This is a genomic window from Bacillus cereus group sp. MYBKT111-2, assembly GCF_051915205.1.
GTDB lineage: Bacteria > Bacillota > Bacilli > Bacillales > Bacillaceae_G > Bacillus_A > Bacillus_A paranthracis.
The window spans coordinates 126339-143417 of sequence record NZ_JBQAEG010000002.1; the positions used below are offsets into that span (position 1 = coordinate 126339).

Here is a 17079-nt window from a genome sequence, read left to right on the forward strand (position 1 = left end):
ATTTATGTATAAAAAATTTAAAGTTCTTTCTTTTGCATTAGCTATTTCTTTATTTTTATTCGGATGTGAGAAAAGTACAGCAAGTAGTAAGAAGGAAGATGTAACAGTACAAATTGGTATTCAGCAAGGATTAAGTCCACTATTACTCGCGCAGAAAAAGGGATGGTTTGAAGAGGAGTTTAAAAAAGAAGGAGTTAAGGTGAAATGGACAGAGTTCCAAAGCGGACCTCCTTATTTTGAGGCAATCGCATCAAATCGATTAGACTTTGGTGAAGTTGGCAATTCTCCAGTTATTTCCGCGCAAGCAGCAGGTATTGAATTTACTGAAATTGCTAATACAAGTTATGCGAGAAAAGGAACAGGGATTCTTGTACAAAAAGATAGCAAGATTACGAGTGTAAAAGATTTAAAAGGTAAAAAAATCGCAGTAGCAAAAGGAAGTAGCGCATTTAATTTATTGTATCGAGCGCTTGATAAAGAAGGTATCAATGCGAAAGATGTAAATGTTATTCAACTGCAACCAGATGAAGCGCAGCCAGCATTTGAATCAGGATCAGTAGATGCATGGGCAATTTGGGATCCTTTCATATCGTTACATACGGTAAATAAAGGAGCGAAGGTGATTACAGATGGTGAACAATTAAATGTATCTTCTCCAGAGTTTTTAATTGCGAGAACAAAATTTGCGAAAGAGCATCCAGAATTAGTGGAGAAATTCCTTAAAGTATATGAAAAAGCACGTGTATGGCAAGATGAAAACTTGGATGAAGCAATAAAAATATACACTTCTGCAAAGAAAATAGATGCAGATATTGTAAAAGAAGTGTTTAATCACGACAAACCCATCTTAGTTCCGGTAACGAAAGAAATAGTTGCAGAACAGCAACAGACAGCAGATTTTCAATATAAGCTTGGTTCTATAAAGAAAGAAATTAAGACAGATAAAGTTGTAGATAATTCTTTCGTAGAAAAAGCAATAAAGGCGAAATGAAAAGAGGTTTTGTAAATTGGAAAATACGAAGGCTTTTGTGAAAAGGGCGAGTATAACGATTGGCAAAAGTAATGTAAAAAAAGTGCGAAAGACAAATATAAAAGTGTTAGTAAGAGCGATTACTATACCAGTTATCGTATTAATAATTTGGCAATTAGCCGGCGTATTTGATCTAGTTTCTAAAACAGTATTACCAACGCCATTAGATATATTTTTAGCTTTTCAAGAACTTATAAAAACAGGAGAGTTATTCGGTCATGTAAGTATTAGTGTATTCAGGGCTGCGGCTGGTTTCTTTATTGGCGGGAGTTTAGGAATTATTTTAGGAACAATTGTTGGATTTTCAACGAGAAGTGAGCAATATTTAGATCCGTCAGTACAAATGTTAAGAACTGTGCCCCACTTAGCTGTTGCACCGCTTTTCGTATTATGGTTCGGTTTTGGAGAAACATCAAAAGTGTTATTAATTGCGGACGGTGCATTTTTTCCTTTATACGTAAACGCGTTTTTAGGGATACGTGGTGTAGACTCAAAGTTATTTGATGTTGCGAGAGTGTTAGAGTTTAGTAAAAGAAAATTAATTACGAAACTAATTTTACCGGCAGCATTGCCAAACCTATTACTTGGGGCAAGATTATCATTAGGAGTAGCATGGGTGAGTTTAGTAGTAGCAGAACTGATGGGATCTACAGAAGGTATTGGCTATATGATTATGGATGCAAGGCAATTTTCAAATACAGATATCGTATTTGTTGGTATTATCATCTTTGCATTCGTTGGGAAGTTTTCGGATTCACTCGTACGTTTACTAGAAGTGAAGTTTTTAAGATGGCGAGATAATTTTAAAGGAGAGATAGGAAATTAACATATAAATTATTAGGGGTAATTTATATAGAGTAGTTTAGTGTACGTTTCAAAATAAATAAGGGGTGTGTAAAGGTATGGAATTATTATGGTTTATTCCGGCGTATGGAGATGGTCGATATTTAGGAACGACAAAACGAGGAAGAGCAGCTGAGTATGGTTATTATAAACAAGTTGCACAGGCAGCCGATTATTTAGGATATACAGGTGTGTTACTTCCAACTGGTCAAGGTTGTGAAGATCCATGGGTATTAGCATCGGCACTTGCAGCCGAGACAGAAAAGCTAAAATTTTTAGTAGCAGTTAGACCGGGACTAATGTCACCGACAGTTGCAGCAAGGATGGCATCTACATTTGATAGAATTTCAGACGGGAGACTACTGATTAATGTAGTCGCTGGTGGAGATCCAGTTGAATTACAAGGAGATGGATTGTATCTTGAGCATGATGAAAGATATGAAGCAGCGGATGAGTTTTTAAAAGTTTGGAAATCGACATTGCAAGGTGAAACATTTTCTTTAGAAGGAAAACATATTAAAGTTACGGAAAGTAAAGTTGTGTTCCCGCCAGTGCAAACGCCATACCCTCCTATATATTTTGGAGGATCATCCGCTGCTGGAAAGGAAGTTGCAGCAGAACATAGTGATGTATATTTAACGTGGGGCGAGCCACCAGAGCAAGTAAAGGAGAAAATAGAGGAAGTAAGAAAACTGGCAGAAGAGAAGGGGCGTTCAGTACGATTTGGCATCAGGTTACACGTAATTGTAAGAGAAACAGAAGAAGAAGCATGGGAAGAGGCAGAGCGTTTAATTCAATATGTAGATAATGAAACAATTGAACTTGCTCAAAAGACATTTGCAAGATATGATTCAGTTGGTCAAAAGCGAATGACCCATTTAAATAAAGGTACACGGGAGTCGTTAGAGATAAGTCCTAATTTATGGGCTGGCATCGGGCTTGTAAGAGGTGGTGCAGGTACTGCGCTTGTTGGAGATCCACATACAGTAGCAGATAGAATAAAAGAATATGAAGCGTTAGGAATTGATACGTTTGTATTATCGGGATATCCTCATTTAGAAGAGGCATATGAAGTGGCAGAACTGTTATTTCCTTTATTGAAAGAAGATAAGAAACAAGAAAATAAAATTGTTGGTGAAATGATAGCTGATGCATATGCATTAAAAAAATAGTGAGAAAAAACCCGCAAGTAAATCACTTGCGGGTTTTCATCGTAAACTATCAGAAAATATGGTAAAATTAAATAGTAACTTAAGGTACGGTTGGTTGTTCAATTATCACTTCTCCAAGTAGGAGGGGGGTGATAATAAGTGAGTGAAATAGCGTTGTTACTGCAAGGTGGACTGTTTCTCGTTGCACTGTTAACGTTCGTCGTCGTTTTAATAGACAAGCTCAAAAAATAACAACCCACCTATGCCGATAGAATGTGGGTTGTTTTGTTTGTAAGAAACAAATAGGATAAATGAACAATCCAATCTGCTAAGTTACGTGGACTAGTGTGTAGCCGCACACTAGTCTTTTTTATTTATATACAATTTATAATTGGTTTATGTGATTGTATTGTTCTTTTCATACTTATTATAACACAGTGTCTTTTCATCAAGAAAGGAGACCGTATGTTCTGTTTCTAATTAAATAGAAGGTGACTTTTCTTTAAAGAGCCCGTCCATATACTGTTTTAAAGTTTGAACGTAAAATTTTTGCTTATTTACATCATTTACGCCGACAATTGGTGATGGAAGTTCATATCTCTTTTCTGATAAATGAACGACAACATCAAAAATATCAAATAGACGAATGAAACAGAACAGGCCATCTTTATCACTTAATAAAATAAAGTAGTGGTTTTCACTATTTGTATTTAATGTATTCCATAAAGAACTTTTGCTTAAATCGCGAACAATGCTCTTTTCTTTTAATTCGATGAAGTCGGCATTTAATAGGATGCTAGAAATATCAATCGCATCTGGATCTTCAAAATAGCCATCGACTGCTTGTACAGCGAAAGTATAAGCCATTTTTAATACACTCATTTTATATTTACGGTTATCTAAAAGTAATTCACGTTGAATAGAGCTAGCTACTTTCGTTACACGTTCTTCTTTCCAAATTTCATTATGTAGTGAAATATCGTGCTTTTTACATAGTTTCATAATTAATGCATTGGAATAAAGTATTTCGTCACTTACTTCAACAACATCTGTCTCAGCGGCCGCAAGTTCCTCACCATGCTCATTCGTATAGAGCGGGGAGTCAATCTGTTTTTTCATATGTTCAATCTTAAACTGACTTAATTTATGCCGAATTAAGGGGCGATCAATATTTGTTGTCATTTGTTCATAACAAGTATCACAAATTGAGTTTGTGAAATAATATCCACATAATATTTCTGGGATGACATATTGTTCACTAAGTTCTTTCGTATCTTTTCTGCAAATGATGCATTGTGTCATTTTTATCACCTTTACCTGCAAATTTGTATGTAATCTCATTGTAGTGTATTTATTGGTATTTTGGAATATTGTAAAGGAAAATATTATGTGAAATTGTTACTTATTTTGGTACAATGAAGAGAAGTGCTAGTTTAAAGGAGGACGTTTTTTTGAAATCGAAAGTGCACTTTTGGACATTAGAAGTGCTAATGGTTGTAGCGATCATATTTATTTGCACAAAAATATCGTTTCTATTTCAACCGATTGGTATCTTCATATCAACGCTGTTTTTCCCAATCTTAATCGCGTTATTTTTATACTTCATATTTAATCCGGTGTTAGTCTTTTTAGAGGAGAAAAAAGTACCTAGAAATTTAGCGATTTTACTGTTATATCTTTTTATCATAACATTAACTGCGGTTGGCGTTGGGGTAGTTGTTCCAACGATCTCACAACAGCTAATGGATTTAGTGAAAAATATGCCAGGCTATATAAAAGAGGGAAAACTATACATACAAGATTTATCCCATCATAGATTGTTTGAATGGTTATCTACACAAAATTATGTTTCCATTGAAACAATTGAAAAAAATGCAATTGAATACTTAAAGGATATACCAAACACCATTACGTCGAGTGCAACGGCTTTATTTGGTATCATAACGAACGTCGCATTAGTTATTTTTACAGTACCGTTCATTTTATTTTATATGTTTAAAGATGGACATGCGTTTCCAGGAAAAGCAGTAAGCTTATTACCAGAGTCATACCGTGAAGAAGGGCTTCGTATCATTAAGGAAACGAACGAAACATTATCTGCATATATTCAAGGGCAAGCGCTCGTTTGTATATTTGTAGGTGCTTTTACTTTTATCGGTTATTTAATTATCGATTTACCGTACGCTTTCGTTTTAGGAATTATAGCTGCATTTACAAATATAATTCCTAACTTAGGCCCATTTATCGGTGCAGCACCAGCTGTTATTGTAGGTTTGTTCGTATCTCCGATGCAAGCGTTGTACGTAATTATTATCGTAACAATTGTACAACAATTTGAAAGTAACATCATTTCACCGCGTATTATGAGTTCAAAATTAAATATCCATCCGTTAACAATTATTATTTTAATTTTAGGGGTAGGTAACTTTGCGGGAATTATTGGAATGATCTTGGCGGTGCCAGTGTACGCAGTAACGAAAACAGTTGTATCGAACTTAGTGAGACTGTTTAAGACGAAACGAAGTAATCGAAAATAGTATATGTTGAGAAAGATACACCACTTTTTAAGTGGTGTATCTTTTGTTTATTAATCAATGTTAAAAAGTGTACGAATGCAATTTTATTATATATTTATTACATATCAAATAAAACGGTAAAGTTGTATGATATAGCCCCCAATAAACTATGTGGAATCCCTCTGAACTATCCAAATCATTTCCTTACAACGTGCTATCAACATCATAATCGACTCCTTTCAAGTTTTATATTTTTAAAGGATTATAGGTGAGTGTAGTATTTGCTTCTACGATCTCGAATTTCGTCCATAATCTTTTTGTATTGTTGCTCTTGTTTTAATTCATCTTCAGAAAAGATTTCTTTCTGGATTGTAATTGTTAAGAAGAAAAGATGAAACTTCATGATACATTCCTCCTTTCGAAAGGAATTATAGATGGCTACAGTAGTGACTTTGACGTTCTTTTACATCTTCCATAGCTTTATTAATTTGATGGTCATGCAATATCTCACTGTCCGAGAACTTAGTTTTTTGAATGGTAATCGTTAAAAAGAATACTTTAAATTTCATTAGATAAAACCCCTTTATAATTGATTTAGAAAAGACGGCTGTAATAAGAAGCTTGACGCTCTTTTACTTCGTCCATAATGGTTTGAATGTGTTGCTCACGTAAAATCTCACTTTGAGAAAGCTTACGTTTTTGAATGGTGATAGTTAAAAAGAATGCTTTAAATTTCATGAAGGTATTGCTCCTTTAAAAAATATTTTTAATACATGTGCGTATAATATGAAATTTTAATGTCAGTCATTTTATCAGTCAGTTGTTTTAATTGTTGTTTACGAATGATTTCAGCTTCAGATAAAGTGTTTTTCTGAAGTACAGTCGTAAAAAAGAAAATATGAAAAGTCATAAATGAATTCCTCCTTTCGAAAAGGAATTACATGTGATCACAATAAAGTGCTTGGCGCTCCTTAACATCATTCATAGCTTTTTCAATTTGCTCATTATGAAACATTTCATGTTTGGAAATTGTATTTCTTTGAATCGTAATACTTAAAAACAATACGCTAATAGTCATCGAATGTTGCTCCTTTCTTTAAAAAATAATGTAAGAGACTAAAAAATCGCACAAAAAAGCCACAGGAAGATATAGTTCTCCTATGGCAGGGCGTGAAAAAGCCACAGGAAAGTATACGACCTCCTGTGGCGAATTTATGAATTAATAGAAATAAAGTACGATTTTCAATTCTCCATTAGGGTGGTCGAATTCATATTTAATTGTCCAGAAAATACAGGTGCAGTTAACGCTAAAGTTAAAGCATGTAATTGTAATTTCATCATTTCCTTCGACCTCCTTTTAGAATATTTTTCTTACGTTAGTAAGTATATACAATTAATGGATAATTGTAAACATAAAAAGCGAAAATTTTTAATTTTGATTAAAATGCGTATATTTTAAAGGGTTTTGAGAAGGTGTATTGTAATTAACGAAATATCGATAAAAATGGGGGATGCTAAATGAAATATATGCATCGTAATGTAGTTGTTATGCTAACAATTTTTTTATGTATTACTGCTTGTTCTAGAGGAGAAAGAATAAAAGAAATATCTGATGTTGAACCTGGTGACTTTAAGCAATATGCTGGGACATATGTTGGGAATAACTCAGATGTAGTTGCAATTGTTAATCGTTTACCCGGTGGTGAAACATTTCAAAGTGTAAGTTTAGAGAATGAAAGTATAAAGGTGAACTATGGTACAAAAGGAAATGGAACTTTGACAGAAGACATGGTTGAGACGTATTGGTTTGATGGTAAGGATACGATGGAGAAGAATTTTCTCTTTAACGTTATTTATCTAGTAATTTTAGTTCCGAATGCAAAAAGTTATGAATTTCAAGTGAAAAATAAAAAGTTTACGATAAAAAGAGAAGAAATACTACCAATCTTGTATGAAAATTTTAATGATTTTCCAAAAGAAGATGATATATGGGACAAAAAGGAAGTAGTAAAGTTTCTTAACGAAAATAACGAAGAAATTACAATGCTTATGAATGATAAAGAGTTTAGGAATGCTTTATTTGTAAAGTATCCAGTACAGCAGTTGAAATGATGGGAGGAAAATAGGTGGAGTTAGTATATAAAATTACTTATCATCGAATGCAAGATCATTATTTACCTAAGTTAATACAGGCAATTAGCTTCGTTAGTGAAGAAGATTTATGGAAACAAGGGGATTCTGTGAATTCAATTGGTGGAATCGTACTACATATTTGTGAACATATACAGAGAAATACTAGTCGTTATAAAAATCCAAATATAGTCTTTGAAAAGGGAATTGAGGAGTATTTTCCAGTAAAGCGACAACGTACTGAACTTTTGCTACAGTACGTTGAAGAAGTATTTGATGAATGGGGAACAGAATATATACAAGCATGTGGAGAAAAAAGACATATTGACCTTCATAGTTTATTACATTTAGTGGAGCACACAAGTTATCATTTAGGGCAAGTTGTAGATCGTACAAAGTCTATAAAGGGACAACAATTTAATTTTTGTCAAAATGGTATAAATGAAAAGAATTTAAAAATTAGAGTTGAAACTTCAAAATTTTAGAAAGAGAGTCATTCTTAAACGAATGACTCTCTTTTTTTATAAAAGAAATTTATGGAAATATACATTTTTATGTGATATGGTTAATTACATAAGTAATGAACCTATGAACCTAAGGTGGTGAAATTATGAAACCTACTCTGGAGCAAAATAAATTAATATACTTGCAAATTGCAGAAACGATTGAATCTGATATTTTAAAAGACATATTACTTGAAGAAGAACAAGTTCCATCAACAAATCAATTTGCGAAGATGTTACAAATAAATCCAGCTACTGCAGCTAAAGGGGTAAACGTATTAGTGGATGAAGGGATTTTATATAAAAAGAGAGGGATCGGGATGTTTGTTGCAAAGGGAGCGAAAGAAGTTGTACTTAAAAAAAGACAAAATACTTTTATGACCGAATATTTACCTAAAGTGTGGGAAGAAGCGAAAGTATTAGAAATATCCAAAGATGAATTGATGGATATGATTCAAAAAATTACGAAGGGGGGGAACGAGGGATGATTGCACTTGAAACGAAAGATATAACGAAAAAATACAAAAAGAAAGTAGCAGTAAATGGAGTAACGATTTCATTGGAAGAGCATAAAATATATGGTTTGCTCGGTAGAAACGGAGCAGGAAAAACGACACTATTAAATTTATTTGCAGGTCAAATTACTTCAAGTAGTGGAAGCGTATCAATATTTGGCGAACATGTTTTTGAGAATAGTAAAGCGATGCAAAATATTTGTTTTGTTAGAGTAAAAGAAGAAGCTCAGTTAAGTTTTAAAGTAAAAGAAATTTTTAAGATGTGCAGCATGTTTTATAAAAACTGGGATGGAAAGTATGCTGAAGAACTCGCTAATAAATTTCAGCTTAATATGACAGTGAAATATCATAAATTATCACACGGCATGCAAACAGTCGTCGGCATTATTCAAGGGTTAGCAAGTAGAGCACCAATTACTATTTTTGATGAACCAACTACAGGTTTAGACGCAGCACACCGTGAATTATTTTATAGTCTACTACTAGAAGATTACGGTGAATATCCACGAACAATTATATTATCAACACATTTAGTAGAAGAAGTAACCCATGTGATTGAAGATGTGATAATCATAAAAGAAGGAAGATTAGTTGTTCAATCATTGGTAGAAGATTTATTACAACAAGTTCAGATTATTTCAGGGCAAAAGGATAAAGTGGACGAGTTCTTGATCAATAAAAAAGTATTAAATCGAGAAGTTTATGGAAATAAGGGTATTGCTGTTATATGGGAAGAACTTTCTAATGAAGATTATTACTCTCTTGAAAAAGAAGGTTTAGCAATTGATAGAATTACATTGCAAAAATTATTTATTCATATAACTGGTGGTGAAGTGAAATGACGATGTTAATGAAGCAGTTAAAGTTACATATTAATTTTCATTATAAAGCAATTTTAATATTTTGGATTGTAGCCTTATTAATAAAAGGAGCTTTAAATGCTGCGCATTTAAATGGAGTGAACATTGGTTATTTACCCGAAATTATAAATAACCCGTCAATAGCAATTATGTTGTTTATAGTAGGGAGTGTTTTCATCATTCAAGATGAGCTATTTCGTTTAGCTGTTTCATTTGGTGTAACGAGAATTCAATATTTCATCGGAGCAATTTGTTATATCATCTTGCAATCCGCAATGTTTTCGTTTCTTCAAATAATGCTTTTACAAGATATAAAATATAATTTAGTAAATGTTAGTTTTGGGGAGCAATCGGTGCAACAATTTATTTTGCAATTTTTATTTTATGTTACAACAGCATGTTTCTTTCAAGTGGTAGTAGTTTTTAAACAACGATTTCAGTGGATCGGTCTTATGATTGGTGGGACCCTTTTCTTATCAACAAATAGTGTACTTTATGGAGAAGCAGGGGTAACCAGTTTATTATTTACGAGTGATGGATCTTTAGTAAATATACCGTATTTTACTGTTATTTCAATTGGATTAACTGTCCTTTATATCATAACTAGTAGTATATTTATTCGTAAAGTATCATTCGAAAAAACGATTTGAAATATTATTAGATTACTATAGAGAGAAGGATAGCAAATGGGAGACACATCTTCACTCATTACAGTCTTTTTAGGCATTGCACTATTAATATTCTGGCGTCGTTATCGCTCCATGCATAAGCCAATAAAGGGATCAGGAAAACGTATTTTATGGCCGTTATTATTTTTAACACCAGGTGTTGTATGGTTTTTTGGTCCAGTACATCCAGCTATATTACAAGTAGTTATAGCGGTATTCATTGGGGTACTTTTCTCTGTGCCGCTTATAGTATTAACAAATTATGAACGAAGAGATGATGGGAATATTTATACGAAAAAAAGTGCTGTCTTTTTAATTACTTTTATTGCACTTGTCGTTTTAAGGTATGGTTCAAGACAATTTATTGTAGATTTAGATCAACAAACGGTTGGTTTATTATTTTACGTAGTTGCAGTATCGTATATCATTCCGTGGAGAATTGCTTGTTATATAAAGTTTAGGAAAGTTTGGCGGGAAAATAGTAATCATACTATATGAAAACTTCTCATTTGAGAAGTTTTTTATTTTTATAGGTAAGTAAAATAATTTGTTGAAGTGCAAGATTGTTATAGAATATGATACATATTAAAATAAGGAAAAGTAGAGGGGATAAAAATGCGTACAATTTTAGTTTTTCTCAATAATATGTCCCTCGATAAAATAGAGAACATTAGACAAAAACATGATCCTTTATTTGAATTAATTCCACCGCATATAACAATTGCATTTCCATTTAAGAGTGATATTTCAAATGATGAATTAAAATCTCATATTTTGAATTTATCAAGAGGGGTAGGCAAAATTGAAATTGAATTTGCAAATTGTATCACTCATGTAAGAAACTATTTGTTTTTAGAAGTGGAGCGGGGGAAAGAACAAATAACTAAACTACATGATATCCTGTATACAGGACCTTTATTACAATTTTTGAAAGAAGATATTCCGTACATACCGCATGTAACAGTCGGGAGAAAAGAAAGTGCGGAGTTAGCTGCTGAAGTAGCCAAGGATATTCATAGTTTCCCTGAAAAGTTACAATGTGTAATTGATAGAATTAGTGTAGAGCGAATTGGAGAAAAGGGGGAATCAATTATTGAATTTGAAGTACCGTTGCAAAAAAGCTGACAAAAGTCAGCTTTTTTTATTCGTAACATGAAGTAAAGCACCAATCGCACCGCTATTACCACCATCTTGTAAAAAAATAGGCATTTTATTTTGATATTTTGTGTAGTTACTAATAATATTTTGAAGATGTATGTTATTACATAGAGTTGAACCAATATAAATAATATGGTCAATGTTTTTTGTTTCGGCGAATTGAAGGCTTAATGCAGTAACGACTTCACCGACAAGTCCTTGTACAGTAGCAAGTATATCTGAGCTATTATAATTTGATTCTATAGTAGCGGCTTTGCCAAAATTGCTTGCAGTTAAACTATTATCAATAGGGGAGAGAATCCCACCATAAATATCTCCAACTGTAATATCTAAATCTTTTCTAGAACCCACTTTTGTTAAAGGAATCACATCTTCAAAATGATCTATATTTGTTAATAATTTTGAAAGTCCCATAATAGTACCTCCGCCAACACCGGTTCCACCAGCTCGAATATATTGGTCATTATAAACGTAATGAATAGAAGTACCTGTACCGATATTTGTTAAAATAAAGTTGTTTATATCATACTTCTCTTCTTTTAAAATGTATCGGACACCTACAAGAGTAGCTTCAAATTCGTTTAGTTCTACTATTTTATATGAGTCTGAAAGTAGTTGCTGTAATTGTTTCGCTTTACCACCAGTAATACATATTTGTTTTATACTAGTTTGCTTCTTAAGCCAACCTATTATTTTATCTTGTTCATTTGAATAAAATTTTTCAAAAGTTAATTTCTTTTTTTCGTTTAAATAAGCAATTTTTGTTAATGTTCCTCCAGCATCGATACCGATCGTACTTTCCATTTGCCTGCTCCTAACTAAGTAATTTATTTACTCTGTTCATGTTGATGAAACGAATTGGTAGGAGATAGATACCCTGGTGAATAAAAAGGTCTCTATTCTGCTTGATATATTAATAGCTTTTCTATCGTTACAATCGGCTGATTATTAACAGTTGCGGTGCCTTTACCTAGAATAAAACCTCTGCGATTGCGAGATAGCTCATAATGTAAATCAAGTTTATCACCGGGATATGCTTTTCCTTGGAATACAATCCCATCTAAAGAGGAGAGAAAGCCTAGTCCTTCAGAGTCACTCGTATGTACAAATGCACTAAGCTGAGCAAGTGCCTCTACAATTAACATATGAGGCATATGATTTTGACTATCATTTATAAACCATTCGTTATTTGTAATGAGTTTATATCCTGTAACGGATTCACCTTGTTTTACATTTGTTACTTTATCAATCATTAAAAATGGATAACGATGAGGAAGAGTGTCTTTAATATGCATTTAAGTACCTCCAATGAATAATACCCCTGCTTATAGTTAAGCAGGGGAGTTATCATTAATTTTTAACTAGTTCTTCTGCTTTTTCAAGAGAAAAAATGCCACTATTTCTAATGTTTTCAACAACTTGTTGTAACACTGCTTTATCTTGAACGAGTGCAATGCGTACAAAGCCTTCTCCGTGAGGTCCAAATGCATGACCTGGCGTAACAACGACATTCGCACGATCCATTAATGCATATGCGAAATCTATAGAAGTCCAGCCGTTCGGAATTTCGGCCCAGACGAACATACTGCCAGCTGGTTTATCAACATTCCAGCCAAATGTTCGGAATCCATCAACTAAAGTATCTCTACGTTCTTGATAAATACCGCGGTTTTTCTCACAAAAAGCAGCGCCATTTCTTAGTGCAACACATGCCGCTTTTTGAATTGGTAAAAACACTCCGTAATCTGTATTAGATTTAAATTGTGTAAGTGCCCCGACAATTTCTTCATTTCCAATCATATATCCAATACGACTACCTGCTAAACTATAACTTTTTGACAAAGAGTTAATTTCTACGCCAACTTCTTTAGCGTCAGGTACAGAGAGGAAGCTAATTGGTTTATTACCATCAAAATAAAATTCAGCATAAGCAAAATCATGGACAACAATAATGTTATGCTTTTTCGCAAATGCGATTACTTCTTTAAAGAAATCTTCATGAGCCATTGCTGGAACCGGATTCCCTGGGAAGTTTAAAATCATCATCTTCGCTTTATCTGCAATTTCTTCAGGAATTAGCTCTAAGTTAGGTAAGAAATCATTTTCTTTTTTTAAAGGCATGTAGTAAGATGTTGCACCAGCCATTTGAATTCCTGTTTCATAGGCTGTATATCCTGGATCAGGAACTAATATAATATCTCCTGGATTCGCATAAACCATAGGTAAATGAACGAGTCCGTCCTGTGACCCCATTAATAATAAAACTTCTTTATCGGCATTTAATATAACATTATGAGTGTTGTTGTAATATTCAGTTACAGCTTCGTGAAATTCTTGAATGCCACTTAATGTGTATCCATAGCTTTCTTTTTGATCGGCTGTATGTACCATTTCTTCTCTTACGAAATCAGCAGGTGGCATATCAGGATTCCCGATACTTAAATCAATCATTTTGTGACCTGCTGCAATTTTTTCTTTTTTATAGGCCCCTAATTCACTAAATATAGAAGATTGGAATGCTTTCATTCTAGTTGCTAACGTGTAAGTCATCAAAACCCCTCCTAAAAAACAGTGTTTTCTTTCTGCGTTTTTAATTATTCTGAAAACACATGGTTACATTTTATCACTTTTTTGTGAAAATTAAAATGATTGACAAATTTAGAGGGAGGATAAAGAGATGGAATACAAAATAACGCAGAAAACATTTTCTGCGTTTGATATGAAGTGTAATTATTTCTTTTTATATGTACATAATTTTTCCACTGCATAAAAGTATACGTTTAATTTGCCATCGACAACTTTTAAAGTTTGATCTGATGTAAATGAGTTACCATAATCAATGTGATATACATTAGAATCCTTAACAAATGAGCCTTTGTATAAATCTTCTTTTTTCTTCGTTGTTTGCATCTCTACTAAATATTGAATGATTTTTTCTTTCTTTTCTTCTTTTACAACTGTTTCAAATTTATACGATATAGGACAAAGACCGTTTTTGTTGTCAACGACTTCCCAAGTGCCGTATATGTCATTATTGCTACATCCACTGAGTAGTATAATGAATAATGGAATAAGTAATAGAATCTTTTTCATTTTGTACTCCTTTCTTTGCATTTTCAATAAACGTGCGAATACGATACGAACATTGTAATAAATAAAGTTTAAATTTTTATAAAGAATTATTTAATTTCATATAAAAATTTAGGGGGGATTGAAAAAGCATGAATCTAGTGTAAAGTCAGATTCATGCCGAGTACAATAGTTTATGTGATGTTTCTTTTGAGGAAGAATAAAGAGGAAAGTAGGATCACAATTCCATTTAAAATATATACAATTGCAACAATAAAGGCTAATGTACCTGCGACAAATCCAGCTTTATCAAATATAGAAGCGAATGCTGTGGTAGTCAAAAAGACAAGGGGAGTCAGTAGTGAAAATATAAAACCTGCGACAATTCTTCTTTTAAAGTTATGCTGAGAAAGGGAAATGGCTAAAAAGTTTAGGATGCTAAACATAACTATTACAAAAATAAAGATAATAAATAATTGCATACCATCAGACATTCCTACACCGCCTTGTTGTAGATAATAGTTTATATAATGTATTCGAAGGTAAGAGTGTTTACTCCTTTTAATAATTTCAATAAACGTAATAAATAAGATTATATAAAACAAAGAAGCATGGATTAGTTTAATACTACTAAATCCATGCTTCTTTAATTATGTTATAAATTCGCAGATTGCGAAGGTTGTTTTTCATACTGTTTCTGTTTAGATAGCGATATGAAAATAATTAATAATGAAATAACTCCGAAGATTAAAACCATATATTGCAATCCAATCGTATCTAAGAAGAAGCCTGTGCCAAGTAAGACAATTTGGAACATAACTCTCTCAAACATATTACGGAATGAGAATAGACGCCCGTGATAGCTTTTTTCCACTTTCGTTTGGAAAATTGTCGACATAATAGGGAAGAAGCAACCGACACTAAAACCAAATAAACCAAATGATGTAAGAGACATCCATTTTATATCGCTAAAGAACAATGATAGATGTGCAAAAGCGGTACAAACTGCGAAGAAATATAGTAACTTTTCAGGTTTGAAATGGTCCGATAAACGTTTAATAACGAAGGCACCTAACATAAATGCGATACCTTCAATCGTATATATAAATCCTTTAATCGTTGGATCATGTTGCATTTCGCTAATATTAATTACCATTAAATTAAATCCAGCTATAAATAATAGAGGGATAATACTTAATATAAGTGCTGTGAAAGCAATCGGAATTCCTTTTAAAATACGAAATACTTCCATAAAGCTATTATCTTTTGCAGCTTGTTTACTTGGTGTTGTTGATTTCTTATCTTCGAATTGAAGGAAGAAAGTTGAGAGGAATAATAAAGCATATGCTGCCATTGAGAAGGCATACATATACTGTAAACTCATTACAACTAAAAGAATTCCACCTAGTGAAGTACCTGCAATACGAGCGATTGTACCTACATTCATATGTACACCGTTCATCTGTAATAACTCATGCTCACGTACGATAAGTGGGATTACAGATTGTAATGCAGGGAAATAAAATGCTGCTGAAATTTGAAGAGCAACCATAAATGCAATCATAAAGGCGATACTTTCAAATTGGATAGCGAAAAACATAAAAATAACACTAATAACACGACCAAACCCGGCATAAAGAAGAACTTTTTTCTTTTCATACTGATCAATAATGCGACCAGCCATAGGCCCTACTAGAACACCTGCTAATAGTCCAATAAATAATATAACTGATTTCATGAAATCAGAAGGGACATATTTTTGCATAAATTCCAGATTGCCAAGAATACCAAGCCATAACCCTAAACCAGCAATAAACTCCCCAATTAAAACAATCCAAACATTTTTATTACGCCACATAATATAAAACCTCTCCGTCTTTTAAAATGAAAAACTCGTATATAAAACCTCCTTATTTTATGTATAATTTATAACGAACTTTTTTAGAGTCAGAGTCTATATTACGTGTTTCATGAATGGAATTCAATCTTTTTGATTTGTCAAAAATTTGATGTGTTAATAGATGAAACAAGTAAGTCCAAATGTACAAAACTTATGATTAAAAATTCATTGAGGGTAAGGAGAAATAAAATAAAAGCATCAAGAAATTATCACAAGTAAATGATATTTTTCTTGATACTTTTTATACATTAGGCCGAATATTCTTCTTTGCGTACTTCGAAAAATTCATTACGACGTAAGTAATTATAAACTTTCTCGGAAACCTCTTCTTCTTCAGACATTAAGAAACGATGATTAAAAGCATAGAAGGATTGACCTTTAATTAATTTTACGTAGTAAATTTTACACGCCTCCTCTAGCAAAATTAGTATTCACTTAATATTATGATGACCTATATGCTTGTGAATCATACTTGAAGTTTCAAAGTATAGAAGCGAAACAAATTAAAAAGCTTACAAAACTGTAATGTTGTTGTCACGTTATCCGATAGTTAAAAATAACCAATCTCTTCTATACTACAAATAAGTTACATAAAATAAGGGGGTAAACATGATGGATGAAGTGATTGGAGAAGTTGTAGCAGGAATTTGTGAATTTGTGGTGGAAGTAACAGCAGATGCTATTGGGAATTTAGTTTCTGGAAAAGATGAGGAAAAAGAAACATTATAATAGTTTG

25 protein-coding genes are annotated in these 17079 nt (G+C 32.7%); 12 read left to right on the forward strand and 13 right to left on the reverse strand.

Going from position 1 to position 17079, the window contains the following annotated elements; genetic code table 11:
- Positions 1-4 precede the first annotated feature (4 nt).
- The 4 genes from ACTFNE_RS05775 to ACTFNE_RS05790 all read left to right on the forward strand — a co-directional run bounded on the left by ACTFNE_RS05775 (position 5) and on the right by ACTFNE_RS05790 (position 3276).
- The gene (locus tag ACTFNE_RS05775) at positions 5-991 is read left to right on the forward strand and encodes an aliphatic sulfonate ABC transporter substrate-binding protein (RefSeq protein ID WP_270704916.1); all 987 of its coding nucleotides are present in this window, start codon (positions 5-7) and stop codon (positions 989-991) included.
- Between the two features lie 16 nt (positions 992-1007).
- Positions 1008-1856 carry an ABC transporter permease gene (locus tag ACTFNE_RS05780; RefSeq protein ID WP_270704914.1) on the forward strand — a complete coding sequence of 283 codons (849 nt, stop codon included), beginning with the start codon at positions 1008-1010 and terminating at the stop codon, positions 1854-1856.
- Positions 1857-1932: 76 nt separating this feature from the next.
- Positions 1933-3045: an FMNH2-dependent alkanesulfonate monooxygenase gene (gene ssuD / locus ACTFNE_RS05785; RefSeq protein ID WP_000422271.1), complete on the forward strand. Its 1113-nt coding sequence runs from the start codon at positions 1933-1935 to the stop codon at positions 3043-3045.
- Positions 3046-3183: 138 nt separating this feature from the next.
- Positions 3184-3276 (forward strand): putative holin-like toxin, encoded by a 93-nt coding sequence (locus ACTFNE_RS05790; RefSeq protein ID WP_001289320.1) that lies wholly within the window; start codon positions 3184-3186, stop codon positions 3274-3276.
- A gap of 228 nt (positions 3277-3504) precedes the next feature.
- Here the strand turns inward: ACTFNE_RS05790 and ACTFNE_RS05795 are convergent, their stop codons facing one another.
- Positions 3505-4326, reverse strand: a complete 822-nt coding sequence (locus ACTFNE_RS05795) for an HNH endonuclease (protein WP_270704913.1) — start codon at positions 4324-4326, stop codon at positions 3505-3507.
- Between the two features lie 149 nt (positions 4327-4475).
- Here ACTFNE_RS05795 and ACTFNE_RS05800 point away from each other — a divergent pair, with 149 nt between their 5' ends.
- A complete protein-coding gene (locus ACTFNE_RS05800; protein WP_000837888.1) occupies positions 4476-5561 on the forward strand; it encodes an AI-2E family transporter in 1086 nt (361 codons plus the stop codon).
- A 241-nt stretch (positions 5562-5802) separates the two neighbouring features.
- Here the strand turns inward: ACTFNE_RS05800 and ACTFNE_RS05805 are convergent, their stop codons facing one another.
- The 5 genes from ACTFNE_RS05805 to ACTFNE_RS05825 are packed head-to-tail and all read right to left on the reverse strand — an operon-like array spanning position 5803 to position 6618.
- Positions 5803-5943, reverse strand: a complete 141-nt coding sequence (locus ACTFNE_RS05805) for a YrzI family small protein (RefSeq protein ID WP_000668488.1) — start codon at positions 5941-5943, stop codon at positions 5803-5805.
- Between the two features lie 25 nt (positions 5944-5968).
- Positions 5969-6109 (reverse strand): YrzI family small protein, encoded by a 141-nt coding sequence (locus ACTFNE_RS05810; RefSeq protein WP_000669812.1) that lies wholly within the window; start codon positions 6107-6109, stop codon positions 5969-5971.
- 25 nt (positions 6110-6134) lie between these two features.
- Positions 6135-6278 carry a YrzI family small protein gene (locus tag ACTFNE_RS05815; RefSeq protein WP_000668983.1) on the reverse strand — a complete coding sequence of 48 codons (144 nt, stop codon included), beginning with the start codon at positions 6276-6278 and terminating at the stop codon, positions 6135-6137.
- 28 nt (positions 6279-6306) lie between these two features.
- The gene (locus tag ACTFNE_RS05820; protein ID WP_063221534.1) at positions 6307-6450 is read right to left on the reverse strand and encodes a YrzI family small protein; all 144 of its coding nucleotides are present in this window, start codon (positions 6448-6450) and stop codon (positions 6307-6309) included.
- Between the two features lie 27 nt (positions 6451-6477).
- On the reverse strand, positions 6478-6618 hold the full coding sequence (locus ACTFNE_RS05825) for a YrzI family small protein (RefSeq protein ID WP_000156199.1): 141 nt from the start codon (positions 6616-6618) through the stop codon (positions 6478-6480).
- Between the two features lie 440 nt (positions 6619-7058).
- Between ACTFNE_RS05825 and ACTFNE_RS05830 the strand changes: the two genes are divergently transcribed.
- From ACTFNE_RS05830 to ACTFNE_RS05860, 7 genes are all read left to right on the forward strand, one after another.
- Positions 7059-7652, forward strand: coding sequence for a DUF4825 domain-containing protein (locus ACTFNE_RS05830; protein ID WP_270704912.1), 594 nt, complete (start codon positions 7059-7061; stop codon positions 7650-7652).
- A gap of 14 nt (positions 7653-7666) precedes the next feature.
- Positions 7667-8155: a DinB family protein gene (locus ACTFNE_RS05835; RefSeq protein WP_000424653.1), complete on the forward strand. Its 489-nt coding sequence runs from the start codon at positions 7667-7669 to the stop codon at positions 8153-8155.
- Between the two features lie 125 nt (positions 8156-8280).
- Positions 8281-8661, forward strand: a complete 381-nt coding sequence (locus tag ACTFNE_RS05840) for a GntR family transcriptional regulator (RefSeq protein WP_000805196.1) — start codon at positions 8281-8283, stop codon at positions 8659-8661.
- On the forward strand, positions 8658-9530 hold the full coding sequence (locus tag ACTFNE_RS05845; RefSeq protein ID WP_270704911.1) for an ABC transporter ATP-binding protein: 873 nt from the start codon (positions 8658-8660) through the stop codon (positions 9528-9530). The genes ACTFNE_RS05840 and ACTFNE_RS05845 overlap by 4 nt, the downstream gene beginning before the upstream one ends.
- Complete coding sequence (locus tag ACTFNE_RS05850) at positions 9527-10198, forward strand: DUF4052 family protein (RefSeq protein WP_000178194.1); 672 nt, start codon at positions 9527-9529, stop codon at positions 10196-10198. The genes ACTFNE_RS05845 and ACTFNE_RS05850 overlap by 4 nt, the downstream gene beginning before the upstream one ends.
- A gap of 36 nt (positions 10199-10234) precedes the next feature.
- A complete protein-coding gene (locus ACTFNE_RS05855) occupies positions 10235-10714 on the forward strand; it encodes a CcdC family protein (protein ID WP_000502987.1) in 480 nt (159 codons plus the stop codon).
- A 117-nt stretch (positions 10715-10831) separates the two neighbouring features.
- Positions 10832-11341: a 2'-5' RNA ligase family protein gene (locus ACTFNE_RS05860; RefSeq protein ID WP_046199227.1), complete on the forward strand. Its 510-nt coding sequence runs from the start codon at positions 10832-10834 to the stop codon at positions 11339-11341.
- 6 nt (positions 11342-11347) lie between these two features.
- On the opposite strand, the gene coaW is transcribed toward ACTFNE_RS05860, so the two are convergent.
- The 7 genes from coaW to ACTFNE_RS05895 form a co-directional block, all read right to left on the reverse strand.
- Positions 11348-12178, reverse strand: a complete 831-nt coding sequence (gene coaW, locus ACTFNE_RS05865) for a type II pantothenate kinase (protein ID WP_270704909.1) — start codon at positions 12176-12178, stop codon at positions 11348-11350.
- Between the two features lie 92 nt (positions 12179-12270).
- A complete protein-coding gene (locus ACTFNE_RS05870; RefSeq protein ID WP_270704908.1) occupies positions 12271-12669 on the reverse strand; it encodes a 3-hydroxyacyl-ACP dehydratase FabZ family protein in 399 nt (132 codons plus the stop codon).
- A 55-nt stretch (positions 12670-12724) separates the two neighbouring features.
- The gene (locus tag ACTFNE_RS05875; RefSeq protein ID WP_270704907.1) at positions 12725-13924 is read right to left on the reverse strand and encodes an LL-diaminopimelate aminotransferase; all 1200 of its coding nucleotides are present in this window, start codon (positions 13922-13924) and stop codon (positions 12725-12727) included.
- Between the two features lie 180 nt (positions 13925-14104).
- A complete protein-coding gene (locus tag ACTFNE_RS05880; RefSeq protein WP_046199223.1) occupies positions 14105-14467 on the reverse strand; it encodes a lipoprotein in 363 nt (120 codons plus the stop codon).
- A 170-nt stretch (positions 14468-14637) separates the two neighbouring features.
- On the reverse strand, positions 14638-14937 hold the full coding sequence (locus ACTFNE_RS05885; RefSeq protein WP_001279505.1) for a hypothetical protein: 300 nt from the start codon (positions 14935-14937) through the stop codon (positions 14638-14640).
- Positions 14938-15098: 161 nt separating this feature from the next.
- Positions 15099-16301 (reverse strand): MFS transporter, encoded by a 1203-nt coding sequence (locus tag ACTFNE_RS05890; protein WP_000269246.1) that lies wholly within the window; start codon positions 16299-16301, stop codon positions 15099-15101.
- Positions 16302-16591: 290 nt separating this feature from the next.
- Entirely contained in the window at positions 16592-16744 is a 153-nt protein-coding gene (locus ACTFNE_RS05895) for a YqbF domain-containing protein (RefSeq protein WP_073541767.1), read from the reverse strand.
- Positions 16745-17079 lie beyond the last annotated feature (335 nt).

Coding starts and splice junctions, on each gene's coding strand:
- ACTFNE_RS05850 (WP_000178194.1), top strand. CDS start 9,527: ATGACGATGTTAATGAAGCAGTTAAAGTTACATATTAATTTTCATTAT.
- ssuD (WP_000422271.1), top strand. CDS start 1,933: ATGGAATTATTATGGTTTATTCCGGCGTATGGAGATGGTCGATATTTA.
- ACTFNE_RS05830 (WP_270704912.1), top strand. CDS start 7,059: ATGAAATATATGCATCGTAATGTAGTTGTTATGCTAACAATTTTTTTA.
- ACTFNE_RS05845 (WP_270704911.1), top strand. CDS start 8,658: ATGATTGCACTTGAAACGAAAGATATAACGAAAAAATACAAAAAGAAA.
- ACTFNE_RS05860 (WP_046199227.1), top strand. CDS start 10,832: ATGCGTACAATTTTAGTTTTTCTCAATAATATGTCCCTCGATAAAATA.
- ACTFNE_RS05805 (WP_000668488.1), bottom strand. CDS start 5,943: ATGAAGTTTCATCTTTTCTTCTTAACAATTACAATCCAGAAAGAAATC.
- ACTFNE_RS05875 (WP_270704907.1), bottom strand. CDS start 13,924: ATGACTTACACGTTAGCAACTAGAATGAAAGCATTCCAATCTTCTATA.
- ACTFNE_RS05855 (WP_000502987.1), top strand. CDS start 10,235: ATGGGAGACACATCTTCACTCATTACAGTCTTTTTAGGCATTGCACTA.
- ACTFNE_RS05810 (WP_000669812.1), bottom strand. CDS start 6,109: ATGAAATTTAAAGTATTCTTTTTAACGATTACCATTCAAAAAACTAAG.
- ACTFNE_RS05840 (WP_000805196.1), top strand. CDS start 8,281: ATGAAACCTACTCTGGAGCAAAATAAATTAATATACTTGCAAATTGCA.
- ACTFNE_RS05880 (WP_046199223.1), bottom strand. CDS start 14,467: ATGAAAAAGATTCTATTACTTATTCCATTATTCATTATACTACTCAGT.
- ACTFNE_RS05825 (WP_000156199.1), bottom strand. CDS start 6,618: ATGACTATTAGCGTATTGTTTTTAAGTATTACGATTCAAAGAAATACA.
- ACTFNE_RS05890 (WP_000269246.1), bottom strand. CDS start 16,301: ATGTGGCGTAATAAAAATGTTTGGATTGTTTTAATTGGGGAGTTTATT.
- ACTFNE_RS05885 (WP_001279505.1), bottom strand. CDS start 14,937: ATGTCTGATGGTATGCAATTATTTATTATCTTTATTTTTGTAATAGTT.
- ACTFNE_RS05795 (WP_270704913.1), bottom strand. CDS start 4,326: ATGACACAATGCATCATTTGCAGAAAAGATACGAAAGAACTTAGTGAA.
- coaW (WP_270704909.1), bottom strand. CDS start 12,178: ATGGAAAGTACGATCGGTATCGATGCTGGAGGAACATTAACAAAAATT.
- ACTFNE_RS05820 (WP_063221534.1), bottom strand. CDS start 6,450: ATGACTTTTCATATTTTCTTTTTTACGACTGTACTTCAGAAAAACACT.
- ACTFNE_RS05870 (WP_270704908.1), bottom strand. CDS start 12,669: ATGCATATTAAAGACACTCTTCCTCATCGTTATCCATTTTTAATGATT.
- ACTFNE_RS05775 (WP_270704916.1), top strand. CDS start 5: ATGTATAAAAAATTTAAAGTTCTTTCTTTTGCATTAGCTATTTCTTTA.
- ACTFNE_RS05815 (WP_000668983.1), bottom strand. CDS start 6,278: ATGAAATTTAAAGCATTCTTTTTAACTATCACCATTCAAAAACGTAAG.